This window comes from Citrobacter sp. Cpo103 (assembly GCF_030332605.1).
GTDB lineage: Bacteria > Pseudomonadota > Gammaproteobacteria > Enterobacterales > Enterobacteriaceae > Citrobacter > Citrobacter portucalensis.
The window spans coordinates 141,292-156,472 of sequence record NZ_JAOWHO010000020.1; the positions used below are offsets into that span (position 1 = coordinate 141,292).

The following is a 15,181-nucleotide window of genomic DNA, read 5'->3' on the forward strand; positions in this document are numbered from 1 at the left end:
TCAGGTCCTCTCCGTTTTGCTTAGCCACATTTCATCCATCCCACCCCCACGAATCTGCATCGGGTAGACATGCTCACTGCCGTCGACGGTGACGTCGACAAACACCAGGCGATGGTTACGCACATGCTCCAGCGCTTCACCCAGCTTGCTCTCCAGTTCATCTGGATGATTAATCTGGATACCGATATGCCCATAAGCCTCAGCAAGGCGCACAAAATCGGGCAGCGACTGCATGTAAGACTGGGAGTGACGCCCGGAGTAGATCATGTCCTGCCATTGTTTGACCATGCCGAGATAACGGTTGTTAAGGTTGAGCACCAGCACCGGCAGTTCATACTGCAGCGCCGTCGACAGCTCCTGGATATTCATCTGAATGCTGCCATCCCCGGTGACGCACACTACCGTTTCATCCGGCAACGCCATTTTCACCCCTAACGCCGCGGGTAAACCGAATCCCATCGTGCCGAGGCCGCCTGAGTTAATCCAGCGACGCGGTTTATCGAACGGATAATAAAGTGCGGCAAACATCTGATGCTGGCCAACGTCAGAGGTCACATACGCCTCCCCTTTCGTCAGACGCCAGATGGCTTCAATCACCGCCTGCGGCTTAATGCTTTCGCTTTGCGTGTCATATTTCAGACACTGACGGGCGCGCCAGTGCTCAATCTGTTGCCACCAGTCACGGTTATCATCCAGTGGCTGCTGTGATTTCTCCTGCTCCAGCAGTTCGAGCATTTGATCCAGCACCAGACGGGCATCACCCACAATCGGAATATCCGCAGTAACGGTTTTAGAAATAGAGGTCGGATCGATGTCGATATGCAGCACGGTCGCATTCGGACAATATTTTGCCAAGTTATTCGTCGTTCGATCGTCAAAGCGAACGCCGACAGCAAAGATCACATCGGAATGATGCATGGTCATATTCGCTTCGTAGGTACCGTGCATCCCTAACATACCCAGCGCCTGACGATGTGTGGCCGGAAACGCGCCCAACCCCATTAGCGAGGAGACAACCGGCAGATTCAGCGCTTCAGCAATCTGAGTTAACTGCTCATGGCAAGCAGCATTGACCGCTCCACCGCCCACATAGACAACCGGTTTCTTCGCCGCGACCAGCGTCTGTAGCGCCCGTTTGATCTGTCCCTTATGTCCCGTCGTCGTCGGATTATACGAGCGCATACTCACCGAGTCCGGCCAGCTATAAGGCAGTTTCTTCGCCGGATTCAGAATATCCTTCGGCAAATCCACCACCACCGGTCCTGGGCGACCGCTTGCTGCCAGCCAGAAGGCTTTTTTCAGCACCTGTGGGATATCTTCCGTTTGTTTGACCAGGAAGCTGTGTTTTACCACCGGGCGGGATATACCTACCATGTCGCACTCCTGGAAGGCATCGTAGCCAATCAGCGACGTTGCGACCTGTCCGGAGAGGATCACCAGCGGAATGGAATCCATGTAAGCCGTTGCGATTCCGGTAATCGCGTTGGTCGCCCCCGGTCCGGAGGTAACTAATACAACACCCACTTCTCCCGTGGCGCGCGCAAGGCCATCAGCCATATGTACCGCAGCTTGTTCATGGCGAACCAGCACATGATCAATACCGCCGACCGTATGCAGCGCATCATAAATATCGAGAACGGCCCCCCCGGGATAACCGAATACCTGCTTCACACCCTGATCGATGAGCGATCGGACGACCATCTCGGCTCCAGACAACATCTCCATGGCTTGCCTCACTCTTATAATGAATTACGGTTTAACAACACATTAACCGCTGACGATGACGCATGGCAATTGACTCCGAAGGGGTGGCACTGGAGTAAATAAGAATAAAAAGGAGGAAAGACGCGAATAAACGGAGAATTAAACCAGCATAAGCAATCAGTATGATAAAAAATCGCTTAAAAATGGGAGCTTACAGCAATTACTCTATTTTTTGACACTTTTGGACAGACGTAAAAAATAGAGTTCAGCATAAAATTTCAGTTATAAACTTAAAAGCAGAATAAACAGGATGTACCGCCCGGTTTACTCTGCCAAATGCTACTGCTTACAAACGGAGACTAACAGCTCTTCCATCCATTGATGCCCTTTATCCCGGCCTGCGGCTTCATGCCATGAAAGATAGCATGTGCGGCTGTTCAATTTTAACGGTAAAGGCAAGATCTGTAGTTCTAAAGAATCGGCAAATTCTTCTGCTAACCAACGTGGCGCAATAGAAACCAAATGCGTTTGCGACACAATATTAAGAACGCTAATTAATGCCATGCCCTGATAAGCCACGCAGGATTGTTTATCCGGTGTGTCATACCACGGTTGGCTGAATGATGCGAAGCGATCAAGTGACACCACCGCATGCTGTTCATTATAGACATCACTTTCCAGTAAAGGGCCGCTAATGCGCGGATGCTTTTTACTTGCCACTAACACCATTTCGTCATTGAATAACGGAATACTAGTAAATTCAGGACGTCGGAACTCTTCATAGCTAATAACGAATTCAGTTTCCTGGTAACGTAATTGATGCTCTGTATTTTGATTGAGTGAAGATTTAAATACGACATGAATGTTTGGTGCAACTTGCTCAACCCGATTATAAATCAATGACGTCAGGATATTATCCAATGGGCTGCACACGCAAAGATTGAATACGCGTTCGCTGCTGGCTGGTTCAAAGCCCGATCCAGGCAGTTCATTTTGCACTAATTGCAATGCCTGGCGAACAGAACCAAATAGCTGGAAGGCTCTTGCTGTCGGCTGGATACCGCGTCCATAACGAACAAAAAGCTCATCATTAAACATCACTTTCAGGCGCGCGACCGCATTACTGACAGCGGGTTGCGACATCCCCAAAGTATGCGCGGCACGGGTAATGTTTTGTTCTTGCATCACCGCATCAAAGACGGTTAATAAATTAAGATCAACCATGCGAAGCTGTGGCTTCCCCATATCTATAATATTTGTTTTATCTATTATTTTTACTTCTGGCATATTTAACTCCACTGTCACTCTAAACTCCCTTTTCCCAGACGGAGTGAAGAAATAATCTCCGTTAATATGATTTACCATACATATAAGATGAGAAAAAGAAAAAACATTAAAATTAGGAAAACATAAAGGCACAAACCTAAATGAACAAAAGACCAATGCGAGCGCAGTGTGGCAGGTGTCACTGCACGGTGATTCATATGTTTAAATTTCAAAAACAATATAACCATAAGCGCGGCGAATACACAATCATACATACAGTGAATGTATATTTAAGTTTTAATTAAATGTTTATATTATTAATACATTAAAAGTTAACATTAATTTATCAATTATGTGGTATCACACCGTTCCAACCCATTCATAGTCACTATAAAAACAAATAAATCATGAGGATAAAAAATCCCAGAGGCGGAGTTTTCTCCAGTTCGCCGTTACAATAAATGCAAATAATTATGCTCAAATATGTCAAACCATGAAAAACATGTACAACCATCAACTGATTAATTTTATGTACCCCAAAAAATTCAGCACAATTCGCTTAAGTTTTGCCGAAACTTCCCCCCTCAAGTGAGGCATTTGCTAGGGTGAGGGTTGACATCAGTCTTCATATCCAGTACCACTAAAAGCATATCGCATTCGCCTGGAGCTTAATTGATGACTTACATTGCTCGTTTCAACGGTCTACTACTACTAAACGCATCTTCATTGCGCGGTAGACTGGTGGACGACATTCAGCATTAAGTCAGCTCCAGTTAAGACAAAAACCCGCGCCGTTGCGCGGGTTTTTTTATGCTCGAAGCAAGGCGCCCTAAGAAACCAAGGACCTAAACCATGAGCCAGCAAGTCATTATTTTCGATACCACCTTACGCGATGGTGAACAAGCGTTACAGGCAAGCCTGAGTGTGAAAGAAAAACTGCAGATTGCGCTGGCCCTTGAGCGTATGGGCGTTGACGTGATGGAAGTGGGTTTCCCCGTTTCTTCACCGGGCGACTTTGAGTCAGTTCAGACCATTGCTCGTCAGGTTAAAAACAGCCGCGTTTGCGCCTTAGCACGCTGCGTAGAAAAAGATATCGATGTTGCCGCAGAATCGCTGAAAGTTGCTGAAGCTTTCCGTATTCATACCTTTATCGCCACCTCGCCGATGCACATCGCGACGAAATTACGCAGTACGCTGGATGAGGTCATTGAGCGCGCGGTCTACATGGTTAAGCGTGCGCGTAATTATACCGATGACGTGGAGTTCTCCTGCGAAGATGCAGGCCGTACCCCTATCGCCGATCTGGCTCGCGTTGTTGAAGCTGCTATTAACGCGGGTGCCAAAACCATTAACATCCCCGATACCGTCGGTTACACCATGCCTTTCGAATTTGGGGCAATCATTTCTGGCCTGTATGAACGCGTACCAAATATCGATAAAGCCATCATCTCCGTACACACCCATGATGATTTAGGTTTGGGCGTCGGCAACGCGCTGGCAGCCGTTCACGCCGGAGCGCGTCAGGTGGAAGGCGCGATGAACGGTATCGGCGAACGCGCCGGTAACTGTTCACTGGAAGAAGTGATCATGGCGATCAAAGTGCGTAAAGATATCCTGAATGTACAGACCCGCATCAATCACCAGGAGATCTGGCGCACCAGTCAGTTAGTCAGCCAAATCTGCAACATGCCAATTCCGGCAAACAAAGCCATTGTCGGAAGCGGCGCCTTTGCCCACTCTTCCGGCATCCATCAGGACGGCGTACTGAAAAATCGTGAAAACTACGAAATCATGACGCCAGAATCCATCGGCCTGAACCAGGTACAGCTGAACCTGACCTCCCGTTCCGGACGCGCCGCGGTGAAACACCGTATGGACGAGATGGGATATAAAGAAAATGAATACAGCCTGGACAACCTGTATGACGCATTCCTGAAACTGGCGGATAAAAAAGGTCAGGTATTTGATTACGACCTGGAAGCGCTGGCCTTCATTAATAAACAGCAGGAAGAGCCAGAGCATTTCCGTCTGGATTACTTCAGCGTGCAGTCCGGCTCAAACGACATCGCCACCGCCTCCGTCAAGCTGGCCTGCGGTGAAGAAGTTAAAGCCGAAGCGGCGAACGGTAACGGTCCAGTCGATGCTATTTATCAGGCTATCAACCGTGTAACTGAGTACAACATCGAACTGGTGAAATACAGCCTGACCGCCAAAGGGCACGGTAAAGATGCTCTGGGTCAGGTGGATATCGTTGCCAACTATAACGGTCGTCGTTTCCACGGCGTCGGTCTGGCGACAGATATCGTCGAATCTTCTGCTAAAGCGATGGTGCATGTGCTGAACAACATCTGGCGCGCCGAAGAAGTCGAAAAAGAATTGCAACGCAAAGCTCAGAACAACGAGAACAACAAGGAAACCGTGTGATGTCGAAGAATTATCATATTGCTGTTTTGCCGGGTGACGGTATTGGCCCGGAAGTGATGGCGCAAGCCCTGAAGGTACTGGACGCAATCCGCAACCGTTTTAACATGCGCATTACCACCAGCCACTACGACGTGGGTGGTGCCGCGATCGATAACCACGGTCAGCCGCTGCCACCTGCAACGGTTGAAGGCTGTGAACAAGCTGACGCCATTCTGTTTGGCTCCGTTGGCGGCCCGAAATGGGAAAACCTGCCGCCAAACCAGCAGCCAGAGCGTGGCGCGCTGCTGCCATTGCGTAAGCACTTCAAATTATTCAGCAATCTGCGCCCAGCTAAGCTCTACCAGGGGCTGGAAGCGTTTTGCCCTCTGCGCGCAGATATTGCCGCGAACGGTTTCGACATCCTGTGCGTACGCGAACTGACTGGCGGGATTTACTTCGGTCAACCAAAAGGCCGCGAAGGCAGCGGACAACATGAAAAAGCCTTTGATACCGAGGTTTATCACCGTTTCGAGATCGAACGTATTGCACGTATCGCGTTTGAATCCGCTCGCAAACGTCGCCGTAAAGTTACGTCGATTGATAAAGCTAACGTACTGCAAACGTCTATTCTGTGGCGCGAAATCGTCAATGAAATTGCTAATGAATACCCAGACGTTGAACTGGCGCATATGTACATCGACAACGCGACAATGCAGTTGATTAAAGATCCATCCCAATTCGACGTGTTGCTGTGCTCTAACCTGTTTGGTGACATTCTGTCCGATGAGTGCGCCATGATCACCGGTTCGATGGGCATGTTACCGTCCGCCAGCCTGAATGAGCAGGGCTTCGGTTTGTACGAGCCTGCTGGCGGCTCCGCTCCGGACATCGCCGGGAAAAATATTGCCAACCCTATCGCCCAGATCCTGTCGCTGGCGCTGTTGCTGCGCTACAGCCTGGATGCCAATGATGCGGCAACCGCAATTGAGAGCGCCATCAACCGCGCATTAGAAGAAGGCATTCGCACCGGTGACTTAGCCCGTGGCGCTGCCGCAGTCAGTACCGATGAAATGGGCGACATCATTGCCCGTTACGTCGCAGAAGGGGTGTAATCATGGCCAAAACGTTGTACGAAAAATTGTTTGATGCGCACGTCGTCTTTGAGGCGCAAAACGAAACCCCACTGTTGTACATCGACAGGCATCTGGTGCATGAAGTGACCTCTCCGCAGGCGTTTGATGGTCTGCGCGCGCATGGCCGTCAGGTGCGCCAGCCAGGTAAAACCTTTGCCACCATGGATCACAACGTCTCTACCCAGACCAAAGATATCAACGCGTCGGGTGAGATGGCACGCATCCAGATGCAGGAGCTGATTAAGAACTGTAACGAATTTGGCGTCGAGCTGTACGACCTGAACCATCCGTATCAGGGTATCGTTCACGTGATGGGGCCAGAACAAGGCGTGACGTTGCCGGGTATGACCATCGTCTGCGGCGATTCCCACACCGCTACACACGGCGCGTTCGGCGCACTGGCATTTGGCATTGGCACCTCTGAAGTTGAACACGTTCTGGCGACGCAGACCCTGAAACAGGGGCGCGCCAAAACCATGAAGATTGAAGTCAACGGTAAAGCAGCCCCTGGCATTACCGCCAAAGATATTGTGCTGGCTATTATCGGTAAAACCGGTAGCGCAGGCGGTACCGGACACGTGGTTGAGTTTTGTGGCGAAGCCATCCGTGCATTGAGCATGGAAGGCCGGATGACCCTGTGCAATATGGCCATTGAAATGGGCGCCAAAGCGGGTCTGGTCGCACCGGATGAAACGACATTTAACTATGTTCAGGGTCGTTTACACGCACCGAAGGGCGAGGATTTTGACCACGCGGTTACATACTGGAAAACCCTGAAAACTGACGACAACGCGACGTTTGATACCGTCGTTACCCTGCAGGCAGAAGAGATCGCTCCGCAGGTCACCTGGGGAACAAACCCGGGTCAGGTCATCTCGGTGAACGATAATATTCCCGACCCGGCGTCATTTGCCGATCCCGTTGAGCGTGCATCAGCTGAAAAAGCGCTGGCGTATATGGGGCTGAAACCGGGTATTCCGTTAACGGAAGTGACTATCGATAAAGTGTTCATCGGTTCCTGCACCAACTCGCGTATCGAAGATTTACGCGCCGCGGCAGAAATCGCCAAAGGGCGCAAAGTTGCGCCGGGTGTGCAGGCACTGGTGGTGCCGGGCTCTGGTCCGGTGAAAGCGCAGGCGGAAGCAGAAGGTCTGGATAAGATCTTTATCGAAGCCGGTTTTGAATGGCGTTTACCGGGCTGTTCCATGTGCCTGGCGATGAACAATGACCGCCTGAACCCAGGCGAACGCTGTGCATCCACCAGCAACCGTAATTTTGAAGGTCGTCAGGGCCGCGGTGGTCGCACGCATTTAGTCAGCCCGGCCATGGCCGCCGCTGCCGCCGTAACCGGTCATTTTGCCGACATTCGCAGCATCAAATAAGGAAACTACCATGGCAGAGAAATTTACCCAGCATACCGGCCTGGTTGTCCCACTGGATGCCGCCAACGTTGATACCGACGCAATTATCCCTAAACAGTTTTTGCAGAAGGTTACGCGCACCGGTTTTGGCGCCCATCTGTTTAACGACTGGCGTTTCCTGGACGAAAAGGGCCAACAGCCGAATCCTGAGTTCGTTTTAAACTTCCCGGAATATAAAGGGGCATCAATTCTGCTCGCACGGGAAAACTTTGGCTGCGGCTCTTCACGCGAACATGCGCCGTGGGCACTGACCGATTACGGCTTTAAAGTTGTTATCGCACCAAGCTTCGCCGACATCTTCTACGGCAACAGTTTCAATAACCAACTGTTGCCGGTGACCCTGAGCGACGCGCAGGTAGATGAAATGTTCGCGCTGGTGAAAGCCAATCCGGGCATTAAATTTGAAGTGGATCTGGAAGCGCAGGTGGTGAAAGCAGGCGATAAGTCCTACAGCTTTAAAATTGACGACTTCCGCCGCCACTGCATGCTGAACGGTCTGGACAGCATCGGGCTGACGCTGCAGCATGAAGCGGCCATCACCGAGTACGAAGACAAGCAGCCAGCGTTTATGCAGTAATCTCTTCCGCTGGTCACCGCACTGTGGCCAGCCCTTTCTCTTCGCCTAAAGCGTATCGCCGTAATAGATTTGGTAGCCAAGATTGACGCTGCCCGGCGCAGCTTTCCCGTTCAAACGCTTAATCAGAATATCCGCCGCCGTTTTGCCAATCTCAAAGCGTGGCGTAATCACGCTGGCGATTTTTTGCAGCCGCGCACGGCCAATTTCCAGCCCGTGGAAACCGGCAATCGCCATTTTTCCCGGCACATCGTACTGCTGTGCCTGACACTCCAGCAGCGCGCCAACCGCCAGGTCATCGTTGGTACAGAAAATAGCGTCAATATCCGGCTTTTCCCCCATCGCCTGCTGGAACATCTTGCGTCCCAGCGCCACCGACGAAATAGTTTTTGGCGCCAGGTGGTACGCTTCCAGTCCCTGCGCCGCCAGCGCTTTCTCGGTGCCGCGAAAACGGCTGAGGTCTCGGGGGTCATCCATCGAGCCAAAGAAAGCAATGCTGCGTTTACCGCTGTCAATAAAAGCCTGCGTCATTTCAAACGCGGCTTTTTCGTTATCAAACCCAACCTGTATATCAAGATACTGGCCGCTAATATCCATCAGTTCCGCCACCGGTACGCCGCTGGCGCGCACGTACTGGATCATCCGCTCGGTATGCAGCTTTCCCGTGAGGATCAGGCCGTCGATATTGTAAGAGAGCAAGTTCAGCACCTCACGTTCTTCACGCTCGGCATCATATTCGTAGTTGGCGATCAGCGTCTGGTACTGGCAGGCCGAGGTGACGGATTCAATCCCAGCCAGCACGTCGGCAAAGATCTGATTACGAAACGAGGGGATCAGCACACCAATGGTTTTGCTGCGTGCGTTGAGCAGAATTTCCGGGGCGCGGTTGGGGATGTAGTTGTTCTCTTCCATCACTTTCGAAATCAATTCGCGGCTGCGTTGCGACACCTGATTCGGGTCACGCAGATAACGGCTGACCGTCATCTTATTCAGCCCGGCCAGATTAGCGATATCCTGTAATGTCATCCGATTGTTTTTCATGAGGTTCTCTACGACCAACAGCCCATTATGCTCGCAGAGAACCTTATCACAGCCGGTTAGCGACTGCACTCCTCGCTCAACCTTAACGCGTAGCCATCTCAGCCGACGGCGACGTGGTTTCATTTTGCGCACGAACGCAGTACATCAGCACCACCGACGCCAGCAGAGCAATCGCCATGAAGGTGTAGGAGACGCCCGGCCCGCCGGTCACGCCGTTGAGGTAACCCACCAGCCACGCGCCGAGGAATGCCCCTAACGCGCCAAAACTGTTGATCATCCCCATCGACACGCCGGAGACGTTGCGTGGCAGCAGTTCGGGGATCAGCGCAAAGAACGGCCCGTAAGGCGCATACATACAGGCGGCGGCCACAACCAGCAGCGCGTAGGAGAGCCAGAAGGACTGGTTGCCCAACAGCCACGAGGCAAAGAACGCGATAGCGGCAATCAACAGCAGCGGCCAGATAAACAGTTTACGGTTCTGGAACTTATCGGACAGCCAGGAGACAGTCAGCATCAGGCAAATCGCCGCCAGATACGGCACCGCTGCCAGCCAGCCCACCGCCACGATGTCCATCTGAGCTGCATTTTTGAGGATTGACGGCATCCACATCATGAAGCCATACACCCCGATGCTCCACAGCGCATGCACCGCGCAAAGCATAATGACGCTGCGTGAACGCATCGCTTCACCGTAGTTACGCATCGGTTTGATGTCGCGCTGCTCGCGATCCATCGCCTGCTGTAATGCCTGTTTCTCCTGCTCGCTCAACCAGCCCGCATCCGCCGGTTTGTCGCGTACCAGAATCACCCAGCAGAACGCCCAGATCACCGCCGGGATACCTTCGATAATAAACATTTCGCGCCAGCCCCAGGCTTCAATCAGGTAGCCGGAGACTATCGACATCCACAGCACTGTGACCGGGTTGCCGAGAATTAAAAAGGTGTTGGCGCGCGAGCGTTCAGTTTTGGTAAACCAGTTGCTGATATAAATCAGCATCGCGGGCATCACTGCCGCTTCGACGATGCCGAGAATAAAGCGGATCGCCATCAGCGTTGGGATATTGCTGACAAAGCCGGTCGCCGCGGCACAAAGCCCCCAGAGGATAAGGCTGTAAAAAATCATTTTGCGCACGCTATGCTTAACGGCGTACATCGCGCCCGGCACCTGGAAAAAGAAGTAGCCCAGGAAGAATAACGCGCCAATTAACGATGCAGTTCCCTGAGTAATCCCCAAGTCATGTTCAATACCCGCGGCAGCGGCAAAGCCGTAATTGGCGCGGTCAAGATAAGCTAAGCTGTAGGTAATAAAAATAATCGGCATTAAATACCACCAGCGACGTGCTGGCAGTTTTGCGAGCATATTCATACTCACTCCTTGGATTATTGTTTTCGCTGGCAAGCCACGACTGCGGCCCATTATTTATCAGACCGCGGCGAGCATGCCGCCGTCCACAAACAGAAGATGCCCATTCACAAAGTCAGAAGCGGGCGCGGCAAGATAAACCGCCGCGCCGATCAGCTCCTCCGGGTTACCCCAGCGAGCGGCGGGCGTGCGCTGGAACAGCCAGGCGGAGAATGCTTCATCGTTGACCAGCGCGGTGGTCATGTCGGTTGCGAAATAGCCGGGAGCAATGCCGTTGACCTGAATATTGTATTCCGCCAGTTCCACGCACATGCCACGGGTTAACATTTTGACCGCGCCTTTTGACGCCGCGTATGGGGTAATGGTTTTACGACCTAATTCGCTTTGCATTGAGCAGATATTAATAATCTTCCCGCGGCGGCGTTGCACCATGTAGCGGGAAACCTGCTGCGACACCAGAAAGACCGATTTCTGGTTTACATCAATCACTTTGTCCCATTCAGCCTCCGGGAATTCGGTGAAGGGATAACGACGCTGAATTCCGGCGTTGTTAATTAAAATATCAATGGCCCCAACTTCCTTTTCGATTTGCGCGATGGCGCGCGCCACCTCTTCCCCGTTGGTGACATCAAATCCATAGCCAACGGCGCGATAGCCTTCGGCCACCAGTTTGTCCGCCGCCGCCTGAGCACGCTGCTGGGTAATATCGTTAATCACAATCTCAGCACCGTGCGCCGCCAGACCGTTGGCCAGCAGGTTACCAATGCCCTGGGCGGAACCGGTAATCAGCGCGCGTTTACCGGTCAGGTCGAATAGGTTTTTCATAAAAAACTCCTTTTTTAATAACTGTTACGCGTAACTGTATATGCGTAACAGTAGAAAAAAGAAGATCCAGGAAGAGGAAAATGATCGTTATGTGATCAACATTACATTTACGTGCAAGATGAAAAAAAGAGGGATAGACCTGATAAGCGTAACGCGATCAGGCCGTAAGGAGAGGTTACCGGATGGCGGCGTAAACGCCTTATCCGGCCTACAAAAACGACAAAAGCGAATACGAAATGTCGTCCGGTCGAGCACAGCGACGCCGGGATTGCACCGGACTAAACATCCTTCACCCGCCCGGTCATCCACAGCGTCACCACCGAAATCACCGCAATTACCCAATAGACGGCATAGTGACCGTAGCTTTGCGCAACAGCCCCCTGAATCACCCCTGCCAGAATGACTCCCGTTGAAATACTGTTGGTAAATAATGTGGTCGCTGATCCCGCACGTCCGGGCATCAGATCCTGAAACCACAGCATGCCTATCCCGGCGATAATACCGATAAATACCGCGTTAAACAGTTGCAGCACCAGCAGCGCCGTACGGCTGTGAAAGAAGATCAAACCAAGATAAAACAGCACGCCTGCCGCGACGGCCGCGATCATCATTCGCCGTTTGCCAAAGCGCTTCACGTAATAGCCCGCAAGAATCATCGCCGGAATTTCCAGTCCAGCTGCCGTCCCCATTAGAATCCCGGCCAGCTTGTCCGGCAAGCCCAGTTCGAGGCTTATCCACAGCGGCATATCGATGATGTACATGGTGTTGCAGGTCCACATCAGCGTGGAGGCAATAAACAACATACGCACATTTTTGTCCTGCCAACCGCCGGTCTGTTCCAGCGGCACGTCTACAGGCTGCTCCACCCGGGCAACTGACGGCAGTATCAGCGCAATCAGCACCAGGCTAATGGCAAAAATCCCTGCGGCAATGGAAAACATCGCCGTAAAGCCGTAATTCAGCGCCAGCATAAAAGCCAGCGGAGGGCCAATTACCCAGGCCAGTGAAAGCTGCGCACGCATCACCGAGCTAAACATCACCACTTCACGCGCGGAGTTATCAGCATATTCCCGCGCCAGCGCAAACAGCTGCGGCATGGCGGTATTCGCCAGCGAGGCCAGCAGCACACCGCAGGTGATCAGCGTAAGATAGTGACGATTAAAGGCAAACAGCAACGCATTGCCAATTGCCATCAGGCAGCAGAACATGATCAACTTACGTCGATCGCCCTGGCTGTCAGATCGTTTCGCAAGGCCAAGGCTGACGACGATCCCGACAATCGCATTGACGGTGTAAAACAGCCCGACCCAAAATGGCTGCGCCCCGACTTCACGGCTCAGGAACAGACTCAGCGTGGGTGCCTGCAATGCCCCCGCCACGCCCATCATAAAAGCGACCAGCATAAATGCCGCGTAAACGCCGTTGAGGCGCCGTCCCATGGTCATAATCCAGAGCATATCTTTCCTTTTAAGCGCAGCTGAAACGAAAAAAGCCAGCAGATAATACCTGCTGGCGCGGCGATTAACACCAATACTCAGTCACACATGATGTCTGCAATTTCCAATTCAGGAGTCAGATGTCATCTCCCACTGCATCAGCTCTTCGAGCATCTTTAAGCGCTGCGGGGCACTCGGGCAAGCCAACCAGGACGATTTTTCTGTCGCGGTAAAGTACTTCAACCAGAACTGACGCATAGATGACCCCTTCGTTGTCTCATCGCTTCATCGGAATCTATTATTGGCTTAATATAGGGATTATAAAATTGCTGAGTTTTCCGCAGGAGTTCCCCTTTTATGTCTTCTGGTCGTTTGCAACAACAGTTCATCCGTCTGTGGCAATGCTGTGACGGTAAGACGCAAGACACGACGCTCAACGAGCTGGCGGATCTACTGAGCTGCTCGCGTCGCCATATGCGTACGCTGCTTAATACCATGCAGGATCGTGGCTGGTTGACGTGGGAAGCTGAAGTTGGACGAGGTAAACGCTCGCGACTGACATTCCTCTATACCGGGCTGGCGCTCCAGCAGCAGCGCGCGGAAGACCTACTGGAACAGGATCGTATCGATCAACTGGTGCAGCTTGTCGGTGACAAAACGGCCGTCCGGCAAATGCTGGTCTCCCACCTTGGCCGCAGCTTTCGCCAAGGTCGGCATATCATGCGCGTTCTCTATTATCGCCCGATGCACAACCTGCTCCCCGGTACGGCATTACGCCGCTCCGAAACCCATATCGCCCGCCAAATCTTCAGTGCCTTAATTCGGGTAAATGAGGAAAATGGGGAACTGGAAGCGGACATTGCCCATCACTGGCAGCAAATTTCACCTTTGCATTGGCGATTCTTCCTGCGCCCGGGGATCCATTTTCATCATGGCCGCGAGCTGGAAATGGAAGATGTTATCGCCTCGCTGAGGCGCATTAACACCCTGCCACTGTACTCACACATCACGCAAATAGTTTCTCCCACGGCCTGGACGCTGGATATCCATCTGGCCCAGCCAGACCGCTGGCTTCCCTGGCTATTGGGGCAGGTCCCGGCCATGATCCTGCCGCGAGAATGGGAAACGCTAAACAACTTTTCCAGCCACCCGATTGGTACCGGTCCGTATGCGGTAATGCGCAATACCAATAACCAACTGAAAATTCATGCATTTGATGATTACTTTGGCTACCGGGCGCTGATCGACGAAGTTAACGTTTGGGTATTACCCGACATCGGAGAAGAGCCTGGCGGCGGGTTGACGCTAAAAGGTCCCACAGAGGATGAAAAGGCGATCGAAAGCCGCCTCGAAGAAGGCTGCTACTACCTGCTGTTTGATGCGCGTAGCCACCGTGGCGCTAATCAGGAGGTCCGTGAGTGGGCAAGCCGCGTTCTCTCGCCAACGAATTTAATCTGCCACGCCGATGAACAGTACCAGCGGTTGTGGTTTCCCGCCTACGGTTTGCTTCCCCGCTGGCACCACGCCAAACCTGGCCATGGTGAAAAACCCGCCGGGCTGGAAACGCTGACGATCACCTACTATCGCGATCATATCGAACACCGGATTATCGCGCAGATCATGAAAACGTTGCTGGCGCAGCATCAGGTACAGTTGAATATTCAGGAGATCGACTACGATCAATGGCATGCAGGTGAAATCGTCAGCGATATCTGGCTCAACAGCGCCAACTTTACCCTCCCGCTGGACTTCTCACTGTTCGCCCATTTGTGCGAAGTCCCTTTGCTGCAAAACTGTATCTCGCGGGACTGGGAAAACGATGCGGCTCGCTGGCGAACGGGCGAAATGAGCCTGGCAGCATGGTGCCAACAGTTGCTCGCCACAAAGGCCATTGTGCCATTAATCCACCACTGGCTGATCATTCAGGGACAGCGCAGTATGCGCGGGCTGCGCATGAATACCCTCGGCTGGTTTGATTTTAAATCGGCGTGGTTTGCGCCGCCGGATCCATAAGA

Annotated in this window: 13 protein-coding genes; 6 read left to right on the forward strand and 7 right to left on the reverse strand. The window is 52.2% G+C overall.

Annotated elements, in window-relative coordinates; all coding sequences use genetic code 11:
• Together ilvI and leuO are read right to left on the reverse strand one after the other, a co-directional pair.
• Positions 1-1,725 (reverse strand): acetolactate synthase 3 large subunit, encoded by a 1,725-nt coding sequence (gene ilvI / locus OGX89_RS03290; RefSeq protein WP_126956896.1) that lies wholly within the window; start codon positions 1,723-1,725, stop codon positions 1-3.
• Between the two features lie 318 nt (positions 1,726-2,043).
• Positions 2,044-2,991 carry a transcriptional regulator LeuO gene (gene leuO, locus OGX89_RS03295; RefSeq protein WP_020996231.1) on the reverse strand — a complete coding sequence of 316 codons (948 nt, stop codon included), beginning with the start codon at positions 2,989-2,991 and terminating at the stop codon, positions 2,044-2,046.
• A gap of 654 nt (positions 2,992-3,645) precedes the next feature.
• Between leuO and leuL the strand changes: the two genes are divergently transcribed.
• From leuL to leuD, 5 genes are all read left to right on the forward strand, one after another.
• The gene (gene leuL, locus OGX89_RS03300; protein WP_048998978.1) at positions 3,646-3,732 is read left to right on the forward strand and encodes a leu operon leader peptide; all 87 of its coding nucleotides are present in this window, start codon (positions 3,646-3,648) and stop codon (positions 3,730-3,732) included.
• A gap of 90 nt (positions 3,733-3,822) precedes the next feature.
• On the forward strand, positions 3,823-5,394 hold the full coding sequence (gene leuA / locus OGX89_RS03305; RefSeq protein WP_003829569.1) for a 2-isopropylmalate synthase: 1,572 nt from the start codon (positions 3,823-3,825) through the stop codon (positions 5,392-5,394).
• Entirely contained in the window at positions 5,394-6,485 is a 1,092-nt protein-coding gene (leuB, locus tag OGX89_RS03310; protein WP_003829570.1) for a 3-isopropylmalate dehydrogenase, read from the forward strand. Before leuA ends, leuB begins: the two co-directional genes overlap by 1 nt.
• 2 nt (positions 6,486-6,487) lie before the next feature.
• Positions 6,488-7,888 carry a 3-isopropylmalate dehydratase large subunit gene (gene leuC, locus OGX89_RS03315; protein WP_063941101.1) on the forward strand — a complete coding sequence of 467 codons (1,401 nt, stop codon included), beginning with the start codon at positions 6,488-6,490 and terminating at the stop codon, positions 7,886-7,888.
• 10 nt (positions 7,889-7,898) lie between these two features.
• On the forward strand, positions 7,899-8,504 hold the full coding sequence (leuD, locus tag OGX89_RS03320; protein ID WP_003829572.1) for a 3-isopropylmalate dehydratase small subunit: 606 nt from the start codon (positions 7,899-7,901) through the stop codon (positions 8,502-8,504).
• 45 nt (positions 8,505-8,549) lie between these two features.
• Here leuD and idnR read toward each other — a convergent pair whose 3' ends face one another.
• From idnR to sgrT, 5 genes are all read right to left on the reverse strand, one after another.
• Complete coding sequence (idnR, locus tag OGX89_RS03325; protein WP_126956898.1) at positions 8,550-9,542, reverse strand: DNA-binding transcriptional regulator IdnR; 993 nt, start codon at positions 9,540-9,542, stop codon at positions 8,550-8,552.
• Positions 9,543-9,624: 82 nt separating this feature from the next.
• Positions 9,625-10,908 carry an MFS transporter gene (locus OGX89_RS03330; RefSeq protein ID WP_003829574.1) on the reverse strand — a complete coding sequence of 428 codons (1,284 nt, stop codon included), beginning with the start codon at positions 10,906-10,908 and terminating at the stop codon, positions 9,625-9,627.
• Positions 10,909-10,965: 57 nt separating this feature from the next.
• Entirely contained in the window at positions 10,966-11,730 is a 765-nt protein-coding gene (idnO, locus tag OGX89_RS03335; RefSeq protein WP_003829575.1) for a gluconate 5-dehydrogenase, read from the reverse strand.
• Positions 11,731-12,008: 278 nt separating this feature from the next.
• Positions 12,009-13,187, reverse strand: coding sequence for a sugar efflux transporter (locus OGX89_RS03340; protein ID WP_003829576.1), 1,179 nt, complete (start codon positions 13,185-13,187; stop codon positions 12,009-12,011).
• 108 nt (positions 13,188-13,295) lie between these two features.
• Complete coding sequence (gene sgrT / locus OGX89_RS03345) at positions 13,296-13,424, reverse strand: glucose uptake inhibitor SgrT (protein ID WP_003829577.1); 129 nt, start codon at positions 13,422-13,424, stop codon at positions 13,296-13,298.
• Between the two features lie 99 nt (positions 13,425-13,523).
• Here sgrT and sgrR point away from each other — a divergent pair, with 99 nt between their 5' ends.
• Positions 13,524-15,179, forward strand: a complete 1,656-nt coding sequence (gene sgrR / locus OGX89_RS03350; RefSeq protein WP_148362453.1) for an HTH-type transcriptional regulator SgrR — start codon at positions 13,524-13,526, stop codon at positions 15,177-15,179.
• Positions 15,180-15,181 lie beyond the last annotated feature (2 nt).

Coding starts and splice junctions, on each gene's coding strand:
- ilvI (WP_126956896.1), bottom strand. CDS start 1,725: ATGGAGATGTTGTCTGGAGCCGAGATGGTCGTCCGATCGCTCATCGAT.
- leuO (WP_020996231.1), bottom strand. CDS start 2,991: ATGCCAGAAGTAAAAATAATAGATAAAACAAATATTATAGATATGGGG.
- leuL (WP_048998978.1), top strand. CDS start 3,646: ATGACTTACATTGCTCGTTTCAACGGTCTACTACTACTAAACGCATCT.
- leuA (WP_003829569.1), top strand. CDS start 3,823: ATGAGCCAGCAAGTCATTATTTTCGATACCACCTTACGCGATGGTGAA.
- leuB (WP_003829570.1), top strand. CDS start 5,394: ATGTCGAAGAATTATCATATTGCTGTTTTGCCGGGTGACGGTATTGGC.
- leuC (WP_063941101.1), top strand. CDS start 6,488: ATGGCCAAAACGTTGTACGAAAAATTGTTTGATGCGCACGTCGTCTTT.
- leuD (WP_003829572.1), top strand. CDS start 7,899: ATGGCAGAGAAATTTACCCAGCATACCGGCCTGGTTGTCCCACTGGAT.
- idnR (WP_126956898.1), bottom strand. CDS start 9,542: ATGAAAAACAATCGGATGACATTACAGGATATCGCTAATCTGGCCGGG.
- OGX89_RS03330 (WP_003829574.1), bottom strand. CDS start 10,908: ATGAATATGCTCGCAAAACTGCCAGCACGTCGCTGGTGGTATTTAATG.
- idnO (WP_003829575.1), bottom strand. CDS start 11,730: ATGAAAAACCTATTCGACCTGACCGGTAAACGCGCGCTGATTACCGGT.
- OGX89_RS03340 (WP_003829576.1), bottom strand. CDS start 13,187: ATGCTCTGGATTATGACCATGGGACGGCGCCTCAACGGCGTTTACGCG.
- sgrT (WP_003829577.1), bottom strand. CDS start 13,424: ATGCGTCAGTTCTGGTTGAAGTACTTTACCGCGACAGAAAAATCGTCC.
- sgrR (WP_148362453.1), top strand. CDS start 13,524: ATGTCTTCTGGTCGTTTGCAACAACAGTTCATCCGTCTGTGGCAATGC.